The organism is Algoriphagus halophilus, from assembly GCF_900129785.1.
Classification (GTDB): domain Bacteria; phylum Bacteroidota; class Bacteroidia; order Cytophagales; family Cyclobacteriaceae; genus Algoriphagus; species Algoriphagus halophilus.
Map to the genome: position 1 here is coordinate 1,937,294 of NZ_FSRC01000001.1, position 18,262 is coordinate 1,955,555.

An 18,262-nucleotide genomic window follows, 5' to 3' on the forward strand; every position below is an offset into this window, starting at 1 on the left:
TTCTTCATGGCGATGTAATTATTCTATTTATTCTGGGGTAGAAATTCTTCTTCTATATTTTGAAGCCAAATGATTAAATTCGACTATCAAATTTTTAAATCAAACAATTTCCATCATGATCAGACAACAGGATATGCTTCACTTTTTTTTACCCATCATTGAAAGTGATGGAAAGACTTTTAAAAAGAAAACCTTAATCAAAGCGAAAAAGGCAGTTCCTGGCACGTTGATCATTACCAGGACCAATGATGGCGATGAAACCAAAAACACAGCAGAACAAGGAGATTGGCTGGTAGAAAATCAAACCTCCTCTTCTGAGCAGTATTTGATCAAACCCAAGGTTTTTGAAAAAAAGTACAGCTTTATCCAATCCTTGGAAAATGGCTGGGGATGTTATCAACCCAAAGGAACTATTTTGGCAATCAAAATAACCCCAGATCATCTATCTAAATTTGGTGGTACGGACACCGTAAAATTTGAAGCTCCCTGGAAGGAGCTGACCGTATTAAGGGTAGGAGATTATTTGGTTACTCCTCCGGAAAAAGATGAAATCTATAGGATTGCTCAAAAGGAATTTGGTGAAACCTATGAGGAAAATTAAGGTGTTAAAACGATTTTTCCCATTTGCTCCCCTTCCTTCATTCTATCAAATGCCTGAATAGCTTCCTGAAAAGAGAATACCTGATCAATAATGGGTTTGATTTTATTTTCCTTGACAAACTGGACCATATTTTCGAAATCTTGATCAGAGCCCATCGTAGTGCCCATCAGTTTAAGTTGATTCCAAAAAATCTTTCTCGCAGTAAGTTCAGAGGGATTGCCTTTGGTAGCTCCATAAAAAACAATCTTCCCACCTGGCTTCGCAACATCAATCAGGTTATTTAATGAATCTCCTACAGCACTATCAATAATCAAATCGAAACCTCCTGAGGAGGCTAATGCTTGTTCGGTCCAATGATCCTCGGTGTAGTCAAAAACATCTACTGCTCCTAATTCTTTGGCTAGATCCCGCTTATTTTCTTTACTACTACTGGCATATACCTTTGCTCCGGCATTTAGTGCAAATTGAAACGCAAACTGTGCTACTCCCCCTCCAAAACCCGTAATAAGGACTGAATCTCCTTTTTTCAATTGCCCCTGGTAAAACAATGCCCTATATGCGGTAAGACCTGCCAATGGCAATGCTGCTGCTTCCTCAAAACTTAAATGTTCGGGCTTTAATTTTATTCGATCAGCCGGTACGATGACCTGTTCTGATAAAGTCCCATTTCTAGGCATCCCCAGAATTTCAAAATTCTTGGATTGAACTTCTTGCCGATCTCCCCAATTAATTGCAGGATTAATGATTACTTCTTTTCCGACCAGATTAAGGTTAACGCTATCCCCTACTTCCAAAACAACTCCTGCACCATCTGAACCCAATACTATTCCATCTTGAATATTGGGATAGAGCCCTTTCCTGCACCATTCATCCCGATGATTCAACGCAGCTGCTTTAATGCCAACTTTTACCTCACCCGATTCACAAGGCCTGTCTTGAACATCAGTCAATAACAAACTACCCAATGTTTTACTATTCAGTGTAATTGCTTTCATGACATCATTTAAAAATCAATGGGAGAATTTGGTCGGTTCAACAGATCATCTGTATCATCAAAATCATTGTTGGCTTTACTCTGCATTTTGATGGTTTGCCCAGCATCAAAAGAAGAAATACCGGATGATTCTTTCGAGAAATTCGATGCATAAACAGGTTGGTTCATGGCTGGAGCACCTCCAAAATAATCCAGGTCCTGGAATTTGGTATAACGGCCAATGAACCTTAATCTCACTGTATCCAACGAACCATTTCTATGTTTTGCGATAATGACCTCACCCACCCCTTGTGTAGAGTTATGGTCCTCATCTTCGGTAATTCCATAATACTCTGGCCTGTACAAGAACATAACCATATCCGCATCCTGCTCGATAGCTCCAGATTCCCTCAAATCGGAAAGCTGAGGTCTTTTATCTCCTCCTCTTGTCTCTACCGCTCTTGACAACTGGGACAAAGCGATAACCGGCACGCTCAACTCCTTGGCAATTTTTTTCAATGCTCTTGAAATACTGGCAATTTCCTGTTCACGGTTACCTCCGCCTCCACTTTTTGAATCCCCAGACATCAATTGCAAGTAATCAATCACAATCATTTGGATATCATGCTGGGCTTTCAACTTTCTACACTTGGCACGAAGCTCCAAAATTGACAAGGCTGGAGTATCATCCACAAAAAGAGGTGCTTTGGATAATTTGGCCGTTTTATGCACTAATTGAGCCCATTCATGCTCTTCCAATGAACCCTTTTTAATTTTCTCTGAATCCAATTCCGCTTCCGAACTGATCAAACGATTCACCAACTGAACTGAAGACATTTCAAGGGAGAAAATAGCAACTGGCCTATTATGGTCTACTGCGGCATTTCTTAATACCGAAAGAACAAAGGCTGTTTTCCCCATCGCAGGACGGGCAGCAATAATTACCAAATCGGATTTTTGCCAGCCTGAGGTAACTCGGTCCAAGGCAGTTAACCCTGATGGGACCCCAGTTAATCCGTCTTTTTGGTCCCTTCTAGACTCTAATTCTATGATTGCTTCCCGCATAATGGATTTCATGTCAGAATAATTCTTTCGAATATTCTTCTCTGAAATTTCGAATAGGGATTGCTCCATTTTATCCAACAGCTCAAATACATCGGTGGTATCCTCATAGGCATCTTTTTGGATCTCTGAGGAAATTCGAATCATTTCACGCTTGATGGATTGTTCCGTGATAATCCTAGCATGGTACTCAATATTTGCTGCAGAAGCTACTTTAGAAGTAAGTTCGGTTACATAAAATGCGCCTCCCGCAATTTCCAAGGTACCACTCCTTCTCAATTGATTGGTTACCGTAAGCAAATCAATGGGTTGACTATCGGTAAACAAATCCAAGATCGCCTGGAAGATCACTTTATGTGCGTCTTTATAAAAACTCTCCACTTTCAGGATATCGATCACATTGGTCAATGCATCCTTTTCAAGCATCAAGGCACCTAAAACGGCTTCTTCAAGATCTACCGCTTGAGGTGGCACTTTTCCCAACATATTGGGAGCGCTGGAATTTGGGTTTTTTCGGGAATATCTAGGGTTGGTACTTTTCTCAGTCATAGTAACAAATGTAGGGTCTTCTGACCACGAGTTTTAAACAAGTTTTGCCAGACTTATCAACAATTTAAAGCCACAAAAATCAAGCCTTGCTATGTATTTTTTCTATTTATAATATACTCCGTTTCTGTACCCTCGGAACATGCTACAAAGCATAGCCCAGGAAAAGTGCCATAGCATTTCTGAAAGTGGGATATTAAACACTTTAACTCCTAATATTGGAGCATCTAGCATCCCATAGGTATCCCAAAAATGTGGAAACAACCAATTGAAATTGATGTAATAGATGAGCAGTGTGATTCCTAAAGTGGCAAAAGCTGAAATCAAGGATAATTCAATCAAATCTGGTCTTTGTATCCATATATACACGGAAAGGATAAAAAAGGTCAAAAATGTGACATATCCGGAATGAATTCCAAACCCGATACTAAAAACAGTCAAACTTGCGCAGGCAATTAAAAACATGTAGAAGAATTCCCTGTTTTTGGCTTTGGTTTGCCTGGAATAGTCTATTTCTTTCTTTGTAAATGAAGAATGTATATATCCTCCTACGCCAAAAAGCGCAAAACCGATGATATAGTCTTCGATCCCTACAATCCCTTCCCCAAAAAGGGTTGGTGGTCTCCAATAATCCCGGAAATACCAGACTTCAGCCACCATTCCCATCAAACCGCCTACGGCTCCCACTTTTATCATACCCTTCTTCCATGGGTTTTTCAAATAAACAATGACCCAAGCAATCATATACATGAGCGCGAGGCAGAGGTAGGCGTACTTATCTTCTAGCATAAAAAACTCAAATAGTGCCCGAAATTAATTAAAAAGAACCGCCCTCAAAAAATTGTTTCAATTAAGAATCGTTATGGTCTGAGCACCCGACTTTTATTTTTAAGTTTGAATATTAAATGAAAAACTGAAACCAACGCTTATGAAAAAATATCATTTCATTGCTATAGGAGGAGCGGTGATGCATAATCTCGCCTTGGCACTGGTAGAAAAGGGATATCAAGTCACTGGATCCGATGATGAAATTTATGAACCTTCCAAAACAAGGTTGCAACAAGCAGGTATTCTTCCTGACCAGTACGGTTGGTTTCCAGATAAAATAAGCCCGGAATTAGACGGCATTATTTTAGGAATGCACGCCCGAATTGACAACCCCGAACTGATCAAAGCTCAGGAGCTGGGAATTCCGGTATATTCATTTCCAGAATTCATTTTTAATCAAAGTAAAGAGAAAAAGCGAGTGGTCATCGCAGGCTCTCATGGAAAAACCTCTATTACCTCCATCATACTCCATGTTTTAAAAGACCAAAAAGTAGATTTCGACTATTTAGTGGGCGCCCAAATCGAAGGCTTTAACTTAATGGTACGGCTTTCGGATGCCCCTATCATTATTATTGAAGGGGATGAATACCTTACCTCTCCTTTGGATAGAACACCCAAGTTTTTCCATTACAAACACGATATCGTATTGGTCAGTGGCATCGCTTGGGATCACTTTAATGTGTTTCCTGATTTTGGAGAATACAAAGATCAGTTTAGCCAATTGATGGAAAAAACTCCCGAATCCGGAGAATTGATTTATTGCGACTCCGACCTATTAGTTAAAGAGGCGGCCGAAAAAGTTGAAATCAAATCTTTGAAAACCCCTTATAAGGCACATCCAGCCACAATTGAAGGAGGGAAAACATTCTTAAAGACTGAAAATGATCTGATCCCAATTCAAATATTTGGAGAACACAATCTTCAGAATTTGCAGGGAGCAATGAATATTTGTTTATCTCTGGGCTTATCTAAGGGGCAGTTTTATACGTCTATACAGAGTTTCAAAGGTGCTGCAAAAAGGCAGGAACAAATCGCCGGAAATGAGCAATCCACGATGTTCAGGGATTTTGCCCATGCCCCATCCAAATTAAAAGCTACTGCCAATGCAGTAAAAACCCAGTTTCCAGAAAGGACTTTAATCGCAGTACAAGAGCTTCATACCTACTCTTCCCTGAATAAGGACTTTCTTCCGAATTATGCTGGTTCCATGGATGCTGCAGATATTGCAGTAATTTACCTGAATCCTCACGCTGCTGCCTTAAAAAAACTGGAATTAATGGATGAGGCCACCTTAAGAAAAGGATTTGAACGGGATGATTTAAAGCTTTTTACGGATAGTAATCAATTAAAAGATTTCTTATTGAGTCAGGATTATTCTAACACTAATTTACTGCTCATGTCTTCAGGAAATTATGACAATATGGATTTAACTGAATTAAAAGCTAAATTCAATTAATGAAGAGAGATTAATTGATCGCTTTAAAGAAAAAGCGAGTATAAATAATTAAACATAAAATGAAATTAAATCTAAGAAACTCCATTGCATTTTTTGATTTGGAGGCGACAGGTACCAATATTTCTACCGATAGAATTGTAGAAATATCCATTGTCAAATTAAACCCGGATGGAGGTCAGGAGATATACACCAGAAGAGTAAATCCTGGAATCCCTATTCCATTGGAAGCCTCTTTAATCCACGGCCTTTATGACAAGGATGTCAAGAATGAACCTTCCTTTAAAGATATATCGAAGGAAGTGCATCAGTTTATTGGTCCATCGGATTTATCAGGCTTCAATGTATTGAAATATGATATTCCTCTACTCGTCGAGGAGTTTTTGAGAGCAGGGATTGAATTTGATTTAGATAAGAGAAATCTATTGGATGCCCAAAAGATATTCCACTTGATGGAAAAGCGTAATTTAACCGCTGCCTATAAATTCTACTGTGGGAAGACCTTGGAAAATGCACATAGTGCTGAAGCAGACACCTTGGCCACCATGGATGTCTTCAAATCACAGGTAGAACGATACGTTGGAGAAGAGGCAATTGATCTTCAAGGAAATAAGTTGGGGGTATTTGAAAACGACATGAAAAAAATCCATGATTTGGTGAACGAAAAAATGGTGGATTTAGCAGGTAGGTTTGTTTTTAATTCCCAAGGTGAAGAAGTCTTCAATTTTGGGAAACACAAGGGAAAACCCATTGAACAAGTATTTAAAGAAGAACCAGGATATTATGACTGGATGATGAGAGGCGATTTTCCTTTGGATACCAAGAGAAAATTAACTCAGGTGAAATTGAGAGGATTTACGAACAGATAAAATAAAACCCGGAGTCTCCTCCGGGTTAACTTTTTTTATTTGTTATAATATTCCAGTGCCTCAGGCATCCATTCATTCAACTTTTTGATTCGGTTACTTGGATCCGGGTGAGTAGATAAAAATTCCGGGGGTGCCTCACCCCCACTTTGCGCTTGCATACGTTCCCAAAAAATTGGTGCCTCTCTCGGATCATATCCAGCGACCGCCATAAATGTCAAGCCTAATTGGTCTGCTTCCGTCTCATGTTTTCTGGAAAAACTTAGCATCCCCAACTCACTCCCAATACCTACCGACTGAAGAAATATGGCTTGAGTTAACGTCGGGTTTTGTCCAATCGCTGAAGAAAGTAGGCCTACTCCGAAATTGGCTACTAATCCATTTGACATTCTTTCTCTGGAATGTGCTGCTACCGCATGGGCAATTTCATGCCCCATAACTACTGCGATCCCTGTCTCAGTTTCAGTGATCGGCATAATCCCAGTATAAAACGCAACTTTTCCTCCAGGCATACACCATGCATTGACCTGATCACTTTCCAATAAGTTAAATTCCCAACTAAAATCGTCTGCTAATTCTGCATATCCTGAAGAACGTAAATATTCCTCTACCGCCTTCGCCATTCTGTTCCCCACTTTGAGCACTTTTTGCCCATCAGCAGTTGAGGTTACTACCTTGTTCTCTTCCAAAACTTGGTCGTATTGCTCATTTACTAAAGGCTGAATTTCTTCGCTTGATACCAATGCAAGCTGGGAACGACCTGTTAACGGTACTTTTGCACAGGCATAGGTAATGAGCCCGATTCCAACTATTAATGCTATTTTTTTCATTTTGATGGTTGTTTTACTCGATCTATTTCCAAATAGAATACCAGAATCAATACTAAATATTTTTTGACTAATTTGAATGAAAAATTTTCACTTCATGCCTAATAAAGACTCCAAACTTGAATTAAACCCTGCAGGCAAAGCCTACCTAAGAAAGATGGGAAACCCCTTTATTTTTTGGTGGGGGATGCTTTTTAAGTTGCCCTCTGCGGTTTTTTGGAAGCTAAAAGTCAAAACCTTGACCTTGGAAAAGTGTGAAGTGACTATTCCCTATTTTTGGAGAACTCAAAACCCATTTAAGTCTATTTACTTTGCTGCTCTTGCAGGAGCTGGTGAATTGAGTACTGGTCTTTTATGCCAACTTGCTTTAGCCGGTAAGGGAAAGTTCAGTATGTTGGTGGTAGATTTTAAAGCAGAATACACCAAAAAGGCAGATCAAAAAATCACGTTTACCTGTGAACAAGGCTTGGAATTAAATCAATTAATTGAGCAATTAGAAGTGGGAGAAACAGACCAACTGTGCATGGTTACCAAAGGCAGAAATGAAGATGGTGACTTAGTAGCCCAATTTTTTATTACTTGGTCTTTCAAAAGAAAAAGTTAATTGGACCAGTCCTTTTCCCATTCTATAAATTCTTTTAATCTGGCGTATACCCGTTCCCGAGACCAGTCTAAAAATTCATGATGGGCATGCATCTGATTGAATTTAATAATCAGAGGGTCCCATTCTTCATTGGCTAAATTATAATCCCCCTTTAATATTGTTTTGACCGAATCAGAATCCACCACTTGTAAGTATCCCTCTCGGCGTTTAAGGTATTCCAGCTTCTTTGCATATTCCCTCGCATTCCTGGATTTTTTGGTGAAATAGGAAATCGCACCCGCAATCGCAATTCCTCCCTCAGGAGAATCCCGATATCCGGCTGTTACCTGACCTCTATTGGAAGGTGAGGATTCCTCATTGGGATCCACCAAAACGAGTTTCCCATCTTTGAACCTAAAAGAATAAGGCTCTGCTTTCACCTCAAAAGTGGGCAATAGTCTAGCTCTATCCTGAATTTGAACCTGTAAAAATCGTTCTGAGGACAATACAAGGTTTTGTTCAATAAAGCCTGGATACGTAATTCTAAGGGTATCTCCAGCCTGTGCCTGAACGTTGAAATAACCTCTTACATTGGTAGAGTCACTATCTTCCTTACCAAGCACTTCGACCAATACACCTTCTACATAGTTTTTATCATTGGCATCCAACACATTCCCTGAATAGGAAACCTGGGCCAAAGCGCCGTTTACCAGCAGTAAGAAGAAATAGGTAACTATGGTGGATTTCATGATGATCCAAAGATATTTCAGTTTAAGCTTACCCAAAAAAGAATCCTGTTAATTAAACTAAAACGGGTTATTTTATTTCCTGAAGCATATCTACTCCTAGAAATTCCGGTTTCTCCGTTCTATACCAAGTTCGATTGGCTGGAATTTTGATCCCTTTAAACTCCTTCTCTCCCTCTAAATAGATTATTTCACCTACCTGATTGGGTTCATCCTTATAAAATTTATAAGCAGCCATTCTATAAGTCTCAGGTTCAAAATAAAAATACCATTGGTCCTCTTCATAGGGGACTCTGGCAACCAAGTATTCTTTGCCATCTATTTCTTCTTTTCGGATTTCCTTCTCGATAACAGTGCCTGGATCATTCAATTTCATGGGTAAACCCCAAAGGTAGGTATAGTAATTTCTCATTCTCAATGCTCGCTCTTCAGTGATTCCACCTGTTAAAATCTTGAGGGAATCATTTATAACCTGATATTGTAAACCTTCTATTGCATAAGTCATCTTGGAATGAGAGTTATCCAAGGAAAACTCATAAGTCCTTGAATCCCGACCTGGAGGCAAGCTGTCTTTCATGTAAAAAGTGGCTTTTAAATCATCCCAATTTCCATTAGGATCATGGTAGGAAATAGCCCGTTGGACGAGCTCTACTCCAGTTGTTGGAGCCTCTTGTTCACATGAAAATGTAAGAGTTACCAGAGAAATGAAAAAAAGTGATTTTACAAGATTATTCATTGATGATTTTTTTTAGCAATCTACCTAATTTGGTGGAATGCACACAAAGCTTACCCGACTAGCCCCTACTCCAAGTGGTTTTCTACATTTAGGCAACCTCTATTCGTTTTTGATCACCAAAGCCCTTTCAGAAAAGCATGGAAGTAAAGTATTATTACGAATAGACGATTTGGACAGGGACCGATATAGGCAAGAATATGTCCAAGACATATTTGACACCTTGGATTTCATGGAAATCTCCTATGACATTGGCCCTAAAAACCTAAAAGAATTTGAATCGGATTGGTCCCAGATCCATCGAATGAATTCTTATCTGGATGCCTTGGAAACCCTGCGTAACCAAAAGGTACTCTTCGCTTGTGACTGTACTAGGAAAAGAATCCAGCAATTAGATTCTTCCGGTTATTATTTAGGGTATTGCCTGGACAGAAGAATTCCCTTGGACAAAATGGATACAGCCTGGAGATACAATACATTCAATACAGATTTTATCAAAATCAAAGAGTATCCAAATTTAGAAGGAACCTATACCCTGCCAGAAGATGGTGCATTTTTTATGGTTCGAAAAAAAGACCGCCTACCCGCCTATCAACTTACCTCAGTGGTGGATGACATTCACTTTGGTGTAGATTTTATCATTCGGGGAAAGGATTTGCTTAGTTCCTCTTTAGATCAAAAAGTACTCGCTGAATCTTTAGGCAACAATTCATTCAATGAGATCACATTCTTTCACCACTCCTTAATTAAAGGACCAAAAAATGTGAAATTATCAAAATCTGAAGGAGCCACATCCATTCAATATCTGAGGAAAGAAGGAAAAAAGCCCAGCGATTTATACCGGATTCTTGGAGAACTAATGAAAACAGCATCTCCACTATCCAACTTTGAAGACTTCAAAAAGTCGCTTGGAATTATGGAATAGGCATAAAAAAAGGGCCTGAAATTTTTCAGACCCTTCCTTTTCAACTGACCAATTATTCGTACTTAGCGGGCATATTCGGAGCCACCTTAGACTTTTCAATAAATTGTCTGATGTCCTCATTGGAAGTTTCTAAATCTTCCGCTCTCAGATACATCATGTGACCACTTCTATAACCAATCCAAGATAATCTATCTGCCAACTCTCCTGTAGGATCCATTTGCCACATACTATATTTTGCATTGAAAAAGTCGGTACCACCATCATATAAACCAGATTGAACCATCACATGTAAATATGGATTTTGACGCATAGCAGTAGCTAAATCGTATCCTGTATTCTCATTGGACCTGTCCCAAGGATGTACCGGACCGAAAAGATTATAGGTAAGATCTGTATTATACTTCAGCGTTTCCTTGGCATAAATATTAAAGGCTGGAGCAAAAGCATGATTCCAAGCGGTCAAGGCAGGATCAAAATCAGGTCTGGATCCAGTTCCTGCTCTATCAATTCCTTTGTATCTACTATCCAAACGACCAATGGTCATTCCTTGATCTCTTAACAATTCTTTCCAGAAGAAATTGGTAGGAACCATTAAATTATGTTCCAAAATCACCTTTTTACTCAAGCCTGAATAATGAGCCATTTTGGTTGCAATAGCGTCTCTTTCTGAAGCAGTCAATTTTCCACCTTTCACCATGGCAGGCAATAATTCATCTATTGCAAATGCTTCCACTTCTGGTAAAATATCATCTAGGTCCTTGCTCTGAAGGTCTGAATCCAAAGCTTTGTGATACCAAGCAGTTGCCGCATAATAAGGAAGGTAATTCGCCATTTTAACTGGTCCACCTCTTTCAATTCCCATATCTGTAGGAGAAACCAAAATCACTCCATTGAAATACATCCAATGAGAGTTTTGTAATTGGGAAACCAAGCCTGCTACTCTTGTAGTACCATAGCTTTCACCAATCAAATATTTAGGAGAAGCCCATCTTCCTTGGCGAGTAACAAAAGTATTTACCCAATCTGCTAAGTATTTGATATCTGAATTGATTCCGAAGAAAGTAGATCTTGGAGTCTCTAGGTCCACGATTCTGGAATACCCTGTATTGACTGGGTCTACATAAACAATGTCCGCCACGTCCAAAATCGAATTCGGATTGGATTTGGTACCATAGGGCTGGATCGGATACCCTTCATCGTCAATTTTCAAAATAACTGGACCTGTATAAGCTAAATGCATCCAAATAGAAGCAGAACCTGGGCCTCCATTAAAAGAGATCACTAGAGGTCTTGTCGTCTTATCTGAAATGTCAGTTCTCTCGTAATAAGTATAAAACAAAGAGGCAATTGGTTCCCCTTTTTCGTTCCACACCGGTTGCGTTCCAGCGGTAGCTTTGTAAGGGACTTTTTTCCCTTTAATAGTCGTCTCGTGGGTGCTTTCTACCTTTGATTCAATTTCAATATGACGCTCTGTTTGAGCCCATGTGAAACTGATGCAAAACATCAATAGGCAGGATAAAACTAGTTTTCTCATAAGGTAAGTGGTGTAAATATTTACTTTAAAAGTACCATTCCTTCCCAGAAATTAACTAGAAAATTACACCAATGGACGAGAGAAATGAATTAGTTCTTACTGGCTCCTACCAGTCGTGCAATAACTACTGCTGGATATAAAATACCTACAGTAGATAAAAAAACTGACAACATTTTAGTGAGGACATGATTTGGATAAAGATCTCCAAAACCCACCGTGGTAAGTGATACGAGACTAAAATAGATGTATTCTGCATAATCCTCATCCACCCCTTTCAAAGCAGGTAAACCTTCAATACCTACTCCTGTAATTAAATACACAATTTCGAAAACAAATGCACCTAAGATGGCCACTAATAAATAAACATTGATAGCCCCTATCACACGATAAATATTCACTTCTCTATCCCTAAATAACAACCTGATATTCAAAAATATAAATACCATCATATTAAGAATACCTACAATTCTTTCTGATAAATAAAATTCAAATTCCAAGTCACTGAATCTTAGTAATCTCAACCCCAATTGGGTAAAAAACAAAAGAGAGGTCAATAAGATCATACCTTTATGCCTAGAGGACCAAATACCCGTGAAAAACAAAAATAAAAATACGGTATTGACGAAAATAAAATGCACCCTACCATATTCTATGAGTATGGGTAGGATAAAGACTGAAAACACCAGGATTAATAATAATAATCCAAAACTAGCATCAGTGAGCCAGTATTCAGTGAAGTTCTTAAAGACCTTTCTTACGGACTTTTTACCAACTAGTGCTGTGGGATTCATATTATAAATCTAACATTCCTACTAATACTTGAACAGCCTGCCCATTAATAATTACCCGATCATCCTGTTTTTCTAATCGGAGCTCCCCTCCTCTTTTAGAAGCCTGATAGGCATGCAGAGTAAATACTCCAGTTTTTTGATACCAATAATCCATCAAAGCACAATGAGCAAAACCTGTTACTGGGTCCTCATCGATTCCTACATTGGGCCCAAAAAATCTACTGCAAATATCAAATGGTTGGTTTCCTTTTGCAGTAATGATTATTCCTTCTTCTGAATTTTCAGATACGACCAGCATATCGGGTGTTACACTTTCCACGGCCTCAGCATCCTCTAATTCAATAATCCAATTCTTTCTCAACTCTGAAATCCCCACAATCCGTTTTCCAAAAAAAGCTTCTTTGAAATATGGGTGAGGCTCAGAAAAAGTCGGGATCAATGGAAAATTCATTTCAATCCATTCTCCTTTCACAGTTACTTTCAACTCTCCACTTTTAGTGTTAAAATGAATCACTTCCTCTGGAAGCGCCCATCCAGCATGTGTCATATGAAAGGCGGAAGCCAACGTGGCATGTCCACACAAATCAATTTCTAAGGTAGGAGTAAACCAACGTAAATTAAAATGGCCATCATCTTCTGCCTTTTCTACAAAGGCAGTTTCACTTAAATTCATCTCCATGGCAATATTCTGCATATCCTCTGAAGAAATTCTTTCTTCAAGCAAACATACAGCTGCCGGATTTCCTCCAAATGGTTTATTGGTAAACGCATCAACGATCGCAACAGGAATTTTCATGGCTCAATAGTTTGTCTGAAGGATAGTAAAGTGATGCATAAAATGACCTGGAATGATCCAAAAAAGGGCTCTGGGTGTAATAGGATTTCCACTGGCTTTACCCATTGTATCCAAGCTGTCCTCCGGTAATGTTTTTAGCATGGAAAGCATCGCCATTCGTTGAACTTTAAAGTCTTCCAATAAATCTACTAACGAAACAGATCCAAACTTTGCATTGAATACATAAGGGTCTTGATCAAATCCTGGTAATTCGGATTGTTCTCCTCTCGCAAAACATAAGGCCCTGAATGTCATAATCCGCTCGGTATCGATGATATGTCCAAGTACTTCTTTTGGAGTCCATTTCCCCTCATCATAAGCAGTTTCAGCCCATTTTCGATCTTTCGAAAGAAACAATTCATGGATCAATTTGATTTGATCCAAAATCAACACTTCAAAATTTTCACCAGCTACTAAATTTAAATAGGTGGAAAAAAAATCAGAATAATCACCTTTATTAGGTTGGTTTATTGTCTTCATGTAAAAGTTGATTTGTTTCACAATTATATAGGATAAATTTAGACGAACCCTAAAACATATACCAAACATGAATAAAATATTACTTGGAATAGGACTGATTTTTATCAGTTCCACAGCTTTTTCACAAACCCTCATCCATAGAGATCCTGAAATTGCAAAAATGGTCTCTGAAGTTTCTTCTGACTCATTGGAGAGTTATGTCAGAAAACTGGCTTCTTTTAATACAAGACACACCTTAAATACAGATCCTGAAAATGGAATGCCTGCTGCACAGAATTATGTGCTCTCCAAGTTTAATTCTTTTGCTCAGCAGTCAGGCGGAAGAATGACTGCAGAAATTGAAAATTTTGTAATTCCTGCAGATGACAGAAGAATCAAGGAAGATGCTCCTGCAGCCAATGTCATCGCTACCCTAAAAGGTACAGATCCAAATGATCCACGCGTATTCATTATTTCCGGGCATATGGACTCTAGAAATAAAGATGTCATGGACAAAGAAGGAATAGCACCAGGTGCAAATGACGATGGATCTGGAACAGCAGCAGTAATTGAATTAGCACGTGTGATGGCTTCCCGAGAGTTTCCTGCTACGATCCTTTTTGTAGCTTTTACCGGAGAAGAAGAAGGATTGAAAGGGGCAACTTATCTGGCTGACAAAGCAGCCGAACAAGAATGGAATATCGGGGCAGTCTTAAACAATGATATTATTGGAAACAGTAGTTCCTCTGGTACTTTGATCAAAGACAATCTTAAAATGCGGGTCTTTTCTGAAACCATCCCAGCAAATGAAACAGAGGAGATGGCAAGAATCAGACGATATACTGGAGCAGAGAATGATAGTAAGTCGAGACAATTGGCGCGATATGTCAAAGAGATTGGAGAGCGATATGTGGACCAATTCGAAGTAAAATTGATTTATAGAGCAGATAGATTTTTAAGAGGTGGGGATCAAACTGCCTTTGCAAGAAATGGATTTACGGCGATCAGGATTTCCGAAATGAATGAAAATTTCTACCACCAACATGAAAATGTAAGAGTAGAAAATGGAATCCAATATGGTGACTTACCTGAGTTCATGGATTTTGAATACCTACGTAAAGTTGCTGCAGTCAATGTAGCAAGTCTTGCCACTTTGGCATCTGCTCCATCACAACCCGAAGAGGTTCAAATCAGTGTGAGAGGCTTGAGTAATTCTTCGACATTACTTTGGGAAAAACCTGCGATAGGAAAGGCAAAAGGATATTATGTGCTAATGAGAGAGACCTCCTCTCCCATGTGGGAAAAGAAGTTTTTCACCACAGAAACTACGATGACTCTTCCTTACTCCAAAGACAATTATTTCTTTGCAGTACAAGCAGTGGGAGATGATGGAGCTGAGTCACTTCCGGTTTTCCCAACCCCATCGAACAGATAAGCTATTTTAAATTGAAACAATTCCAAATTGCTTCAAAAGGTTGGTTTACGGAAACTGAATGTTGTAAATTTAGTTTAAACACTAAGACAAAATTTGAAACAATGAAAGCAAAAGAAATAGTTACCCTACAACGCTCACTTCTGATTGATACTGAAAAACTACTAAATAAACAGGTGGAAATGGAAGGTAAGTCCTCTGCGTACTACCTGTCTATGGCTTCATGGTGCCACATGATGGGCTACGAAAATGCAGCAAAATACCTGTATACCCATGCGGATGAAGAGCGGATGCATATGATGAAAATATTTCATTACATCAATGAGGCTGGCGGTCATGCTATTCAGCCTGAAATCACAGATATTCGTCACAATTTCAACTCTTTAAGAGAAGTTTTTGAATTGATTTTGGAGCATGAAATTAAAGTCACCAAGTCAATCAATACGATTGTAGATCATGCATTTACGGCCAAAGATTTTGCCACATTTAGTTTTATGCAATGGTTTGTGACAGAACAAAGAGAAGAAGAAACCATGTCTAGAAGAGCTCTTGAACTTTTCGATATTATTGGAGAAGAAGGAGTCGGATTATGGACAATAGATCAGGAACTTGGAAAACTTCATGACCAGGCAAGTAATCCTGGAGCATAAGTTAAGAAAGCGGCCAATTGGTCGCTTTTCTTTTTTCTAAAGATTTAACTCTATATTCTTTATTGAGTCCAATTATGCTCCTATTAAAAGACTAAATACAATCCAAAATGATTTCCATCAACTAAAAATTCAATTTTAAATTCAAAAAATATCATTTGAAATAATTCTTATAATTATCCATTTTTTATTAACTTATTCATATTCTAGGGAGCATAAGAACTATTTTTAATTGGTTGCAACATGAAATTAGGATTAGAATCACAAGTTCAATTTTTTCAAGCCTTAAAGAATGCAATCCCATCCTATTCTTCATTAGTGGATGAAGTAGCAGATACAATAGATATCAGCGTGGATAGCGCCTATAGAAGAATTAGAGGAGAAAAACTGCTAAACTACCATGAGCTCTTTCTTTTGAGTCAAAAGTTTAATGTTTCCATTGATAAGATTTTCAGTAATGGAACAAGCTCCATTCTATTCCAAACCAACCAAAATAATTTAGAGAAAAACAATTTCCTTTCCTGGATGAAAGATGTGCTGTACCAGCTTGAAATGGTCAACTCATTTTCCAAAAAGCATATTTATTTTCTATTAAAAGACATGCCGCCTTGGTACCATTATTACCATAAGGAATTAGCAGCTTTTAAATTCTTCTTTTGGAAAAAATCCATTTTGTTTAGTCAAGACGTTGCCGACTCCACTTTTTCCCTTGAAGAACATTCCTATCCGGAATTCGAGGAGATAACAAGAAAGATTTTAAAGGCCTACAACAATGTAAATTCCACAGAAATCTGGAATATTGAAGGCATCAACACTACCATCCGCCAAATCAATCTTTACCATGAGATGGGGATTATCACTGATCCATCTCTAACCATTCGACTTTACGATTGTCTTTTAGAAGTAATTAACCATTTGGAGAAAATGGCGGAATTCGGAAAGAAATTTCCTTTCGGAGGTCAACCTTCAGATGAAAGCGCGAACTACTATTTTTATGTCAATGAATTTGTTTTAGGTGATAATACATTTTTTGCTGAATTAGATGACAACAAAATCACTTATCTGAATTACAATGTGATTTATTTTATGGGTACTTCAGATGTGGCATTTAACAAATCCATGTTTCAAAATTTGGAAAACCTCATCAAGAAATCGACACAAATCAGTAAAGTGGGTGAAAAAGAAAGAAGGCAGTTTTTCAACAAATTAAGAAGGAAGGTTCGTTTAAATATGGAGTCTATTTCAACCCAAGAGGAATAAATGAATCCTCTATTCCCCTGCAATTTTATTTGATTATTCTTACTTTTCCTGTGTCAAAGATATACATATGAATTATTATCAAAAATGTTTGCCACTTCTTGCCGGCATCGTTTTCTCCTTTTCCTCTTGTGAGCAAAAAGAAACTGCCGTTCAAGATGAAGAAATGATAGTGGTTTCAGAAGCACCGGTACCAACAGAAAAGATCGAGGGAATGATTTGGATTCCAGGGGGTGAGTTTGTGATGGGTACCAATGAAGCCGATGCCTATGCAGCTGAAAAGCCGGCAGTGAATTTAAAAGTTGACGGCTATTGGATGGATACCCATGAAGTGACCAATGCAGAATATAAAAAGTTTGTGGATGAAACGGGCTATGTCACTGTAGCAGAAAGAAAGCCAGATTGGGAAGAGTTAAAAAAACAATTGCCTCCTGGCACACCAAAACCGGATGAATCTGTTTTGGTAGCAGGATCCATGGTATTCTCCCCTCCTCCTTATCCAGTTCCTTTACAGGATATTTCACTCTGGTGGGTTTGGGTGAATGGAGCCAACTGGAAACATCCAGAAGGTCCTGACTCGGATATCGTTGGAAAAGAAAATCATCCTGTTGTTCATATTTCTTACGAAGATGCGGTTGCATATGCAGAATGGGCTGGAAAAAGATTGCCTACAGAAATAGAATGGGAATTTGCTGCTAGAGGAGGAATGAATGGAAAGAGGTTTGCATGGGGAGATGAATTAACTCCAAATGGTCAACATCTTGCAAATACATTTCAAGGGAATTTCCCCAATGAGAATCTGGGGCATGATGGATTCATTGGTACATCGCCAGTAAAATCATTTGCACCGAATACATTTGGCCTTTACGATATGATCGGAAATGTGTGGGAACTTACCGATGATTGGTATGATGCGTTGAAATACGCTAGACTGGCCGGACAAGCTCCTAAATTGGATAAGGACATGAATCCTTGTTATAACCCTGACAACCCATATGCAATGGAACGGGTAATAAAAGGAGGATCCTTCCTTTGTGCAGCTAATTATTGTGTCAACTATAGACCTTCCGCTAGACAGGGACAAGCCTTTGATTCCGGAACTTCTAATGTAGGTTTTAGATGTGTGAAAGATCCCGAAACCAAAACAGTAAGCATGAATTAATC

At 38.6% G+C, this 18,262-nt stretch carries 19 protein-coding genes; 9 read left to right on the plus strand and 10 right to left on the minus strand.

Annotated features, from left to right (window positions below; translation table 11 throughout):
- The first annotated feature begins 115 nt into the window (after positions 1–115).
- Positions 116–601, plus strand: a complete 486-nt coding sequence (locus BUR11_RS08190; protein WP_074224348.1) for a hypothetical protein — start codon at positions 116–118, stop codon at positions 599–601.
- Here BUR11_RS08190 and BUR11_RS08195 read toward each other — a convergent pair.
- The 3 genes from BUR11_RS08195 to BUR11_RS08205 form a co-directional block, all read right to left on the minus strand.
- Positions 598–1,596, minus strand: coding sequence for a quinone oxidoreductase family protein (locus BUR11_RS08195; protein ID WP_074224349.1), 999 nt, complete (start codon positions 1,594–1,596; stop codon positions 598–600). The two genes, BUR11_RS08190 and BUR11_RS08195, sit on opposite strands and share 4 nt — an antisense overlap.
- A gap of 8 nt (positions 1,597–1,604) precedes the next feature.
- Positions 1,605–3,185, minus strand: a complete 1,581-nt coding sequence (gene dnaB / locus BUR11_RS08200) for a replicative DNA helicase (RefSeq protein ID WP_074224350.1) — start codon at positions 3,183–3,185, stop codon at positions 1,605–1,607.
- A 102-nt stretch (positions 3,186–3,287) separates the two neighbouring features.
- On the minus strand, positions 3,288–3,971 hold the full coding sequence (locus BUR11_RS08205; protein WP_074224351.1) for a lycopene cyclase domain-containing protein: 684 nt from the start codon (positions 3,969–3,971) through the stop codon (positions 3,288–3,290).
- Positions 3,972–4,110: 139 nt separating this feature from the next.
- Between BUR11_RS08205 and BUR11_RS08210 the strand changes: the two genes are divergently transcribed.
- Together BUR11_RS08210 and BUR11_RS08215 are read left to right on the plus strand one after the other, a co-directional pair.
- The gene (locus BUR11_RS08210) at positions 4,111–5,466 is read left to right on the plus strand and encodes a UDP-N-acetylmuramate--L-alanine ligase (protein ID WP_074224352.1); all 1,356 of its coding nucleotides are present in this window, start codon (positions 4,111–4,113) and stop codon (positions 5,464–5,466) included.
- 59 nt (positions 5,467–5,525) lie between these two features.
- The gene (locus BUR11_RS08215) at positions 5,526–6,332 is read left to right on the plus strand and encodes a 3'-5' exonuclease (protein WP_074224353.1); all 807 of its coding nucleotides are present in this window, start codon (positions 5,526–5,528) and stop codon (positions 6,330–6,332) included.
- A gap of 35 nt (positions 6,333–6,367) precedes the next feature.
- On the opposite strand, the gene BUR11_RS08220 is transcribed toward BUR11_RS08215, so the two are convergent.
- Complete coding sequence (locus BUR11_RS08220; RefSeq protein WP_074224354.1) at positions 6,368–7,159, minus strand: M48 family metallopeptidase; 792 nt, start codon at positions 7,157–7,159, stop codon at positions 6,368–6,370.
- A 94-nt stretch (positions 7,160–7,253) separates the two neighbouring features.
- Here BUR11_RS08220 and BUR11_RS08225 point away from each other — a divergent pair, with 94 nt between their 5' ends.
- Positions 7,254–7,760: a DUF4442 domain-containing protein gene (locus BUR11_RS08225; RefSeq protein WP_074224355.1), complete on the plus strand. Its 507-nt coding sequence runs from the start codon at positions 7,254–7,256 to the stop codon at positions 7,758–7,760.
- Here BUR11_RS08225 and BUR11_RS08230 read toward each other — a convergent pair.
- Together BUR11_RS08230 and BUR11_RS08235 are read right to left on the minus strand one after the other, a co-directional pair.
- The gene (locus tag BUR11_RS08230; RefSeq protein ID WP_074224356.1) at positions 7,757–8,488 is read right to left on the minus strand and encodes a carboxypeptidase-like regulatory domain-containing protein; all 732 of its coding nucleotides are present in this window, start codon (positions 8,486–8,488) and stop codon (positions 7,757–7,759) included. The two genes, BUR11_RS08225 and BUR11_RS08230, sit on opposite strands and share 4 nt — an antisense overlap.
- 67 nt (positions 8,489–8,555) lie before the next feature.
- On the minus strand, positions 8,556–9,221 hold the full coding sequence (locus BUR11_RS08235) for a DUF6503 family protein (protein WP_074224357.1): 666 nt from the start codon (positions 9,219–9,221) through the stop codon (positions 8,556–8,558).
- Positions 9,222–9,258: 37 nt separating this feature from the next.
- Between BUR11_RS08235 and BUR11_RS08240 the strand changes: the two genes are divergently transcribed.
- A complete protein-coding gene (locus BUR11_RS08240) occupies positions 9,259–10,143 on the plus strand; it encodes a glutamate--tRNA ligase family protein (protein WP_074224358.1) in 885 nt (294 codons plus the stop codon).
- A gap of 52 nt (positions 10,144–10,195) precedes the next feature.
- Here BUR11_RS08240 and BUR11_RS08245 read toward each other — a convergent pair whose 3' ends face one another.
- The 4 genes from BUR11_RS08245 to BUR11_RS08260 all read right to left on the minus strand — a co-directional run bounded on the left by BUR11_RS08245 (position 10,196) and on the right by BUR11_RS08260 (position 13,783).
- Complete coding sequence (locus BUR11_RS08245; RefSeq protein WP_074224359.1) at positions 10,196–11,677, minus strand: S10 family peptidase; 1,482 nt, start codon at positions 11,675–11,677, stop codon at positions 10,196–10,198.
- Between the two features lie 89 nt (positions 11,678–11,766).
- The gene (locus BUR11_RS08250) at positions 11,767–12,468 is read right to left on the minus strand and encodes a potassium channel family protein (protein WP_074224360.1); all 702 of its coding nucleotides are present in this window, start codon (positions 12,466–12,468) and stop codon (positions 11,767–11,769) included.
- 1 nt (position 12,469) lies between these two features.
- Entirely contained in the window at positions 12,470–13,264 is a 795-nt protein-coding gene (locus tag BUR11_RS08255) for a PhzF family phenazine biosynthesis protein (protein WP_074224361.1), read from the minus strand.
- Positions 13,265–13,267: 3 nt separating this feature from the next.
- Positions 13,268–13,783, minus strand: coding sequence for a DinB family protein (locus BUR11_RS08260; protein WP_074224362.1), 516 nt, complete (start codon positions 13,781–13,783; stop codon positions 13,268–13,270).
- Positions 13,784–13,850: 67 nt separating this feature from the next.
- On the opposite strand from BUR11_RS08260, the gene BUR11_RS08265 reads away from it, so the two are divergent.
- The 4 genes from BUR11_RS08265 (at position 13,851) to BUR11_RS08280 (ending at position 18,260) form a co-directional block, all read left to right on the plus strand.
- Positions 13,851–15,197 carry a M20/M25/M40 family metallo-hydrolase gene (locus BUR11_RS08265; protein ID WP_074224363.1) on the plus strand — a complete coding sequence of 449 codons (1,347 nt, stop codon included), beginning with the start codon at positions 13,851–13,853 and terminating at the stop codon, positions 15,195–15,197.
- Positions 15,198–15,298: 101 nt separating this feature from the next.
- Positions 15,299–15,844 (plus strand): ferritin, encoded by a 546-nt coding sequence (locus BUR11_RS08270; protein ID WP_074224364.1) that lies wholly within the window; start codon positions 15,299–15,301, stop codon positions 15,842–15,844.
- 240 nt (positions 15,845–16,084) lie between these two features.
- Complete coding sequence (locus tag BUR11_RS08275) at positions 16,085–17,101, plus strand: hypothetical protein (RefSeq protein WP_074224365.1); 1,017 nt, start codon at positions 16,085–16,087, stop codon at positions 17,099–17,101.
- A gap of 67 nt (positions 17,102–17,168) precedes the next feature.
- Positions 17,169–18,260, plus strand: a complete 1,092-nt coding sequence (locus tag BUR11_RS08280; protein ID WP_074224366.1) for a formylglycine-generating enzyme family protein — start codon at positions 17,169–17,171, stop codon at positions 18,258–18,260.
- Positions 18,261–18,262 lie beyond the last annotated feature (2 nt).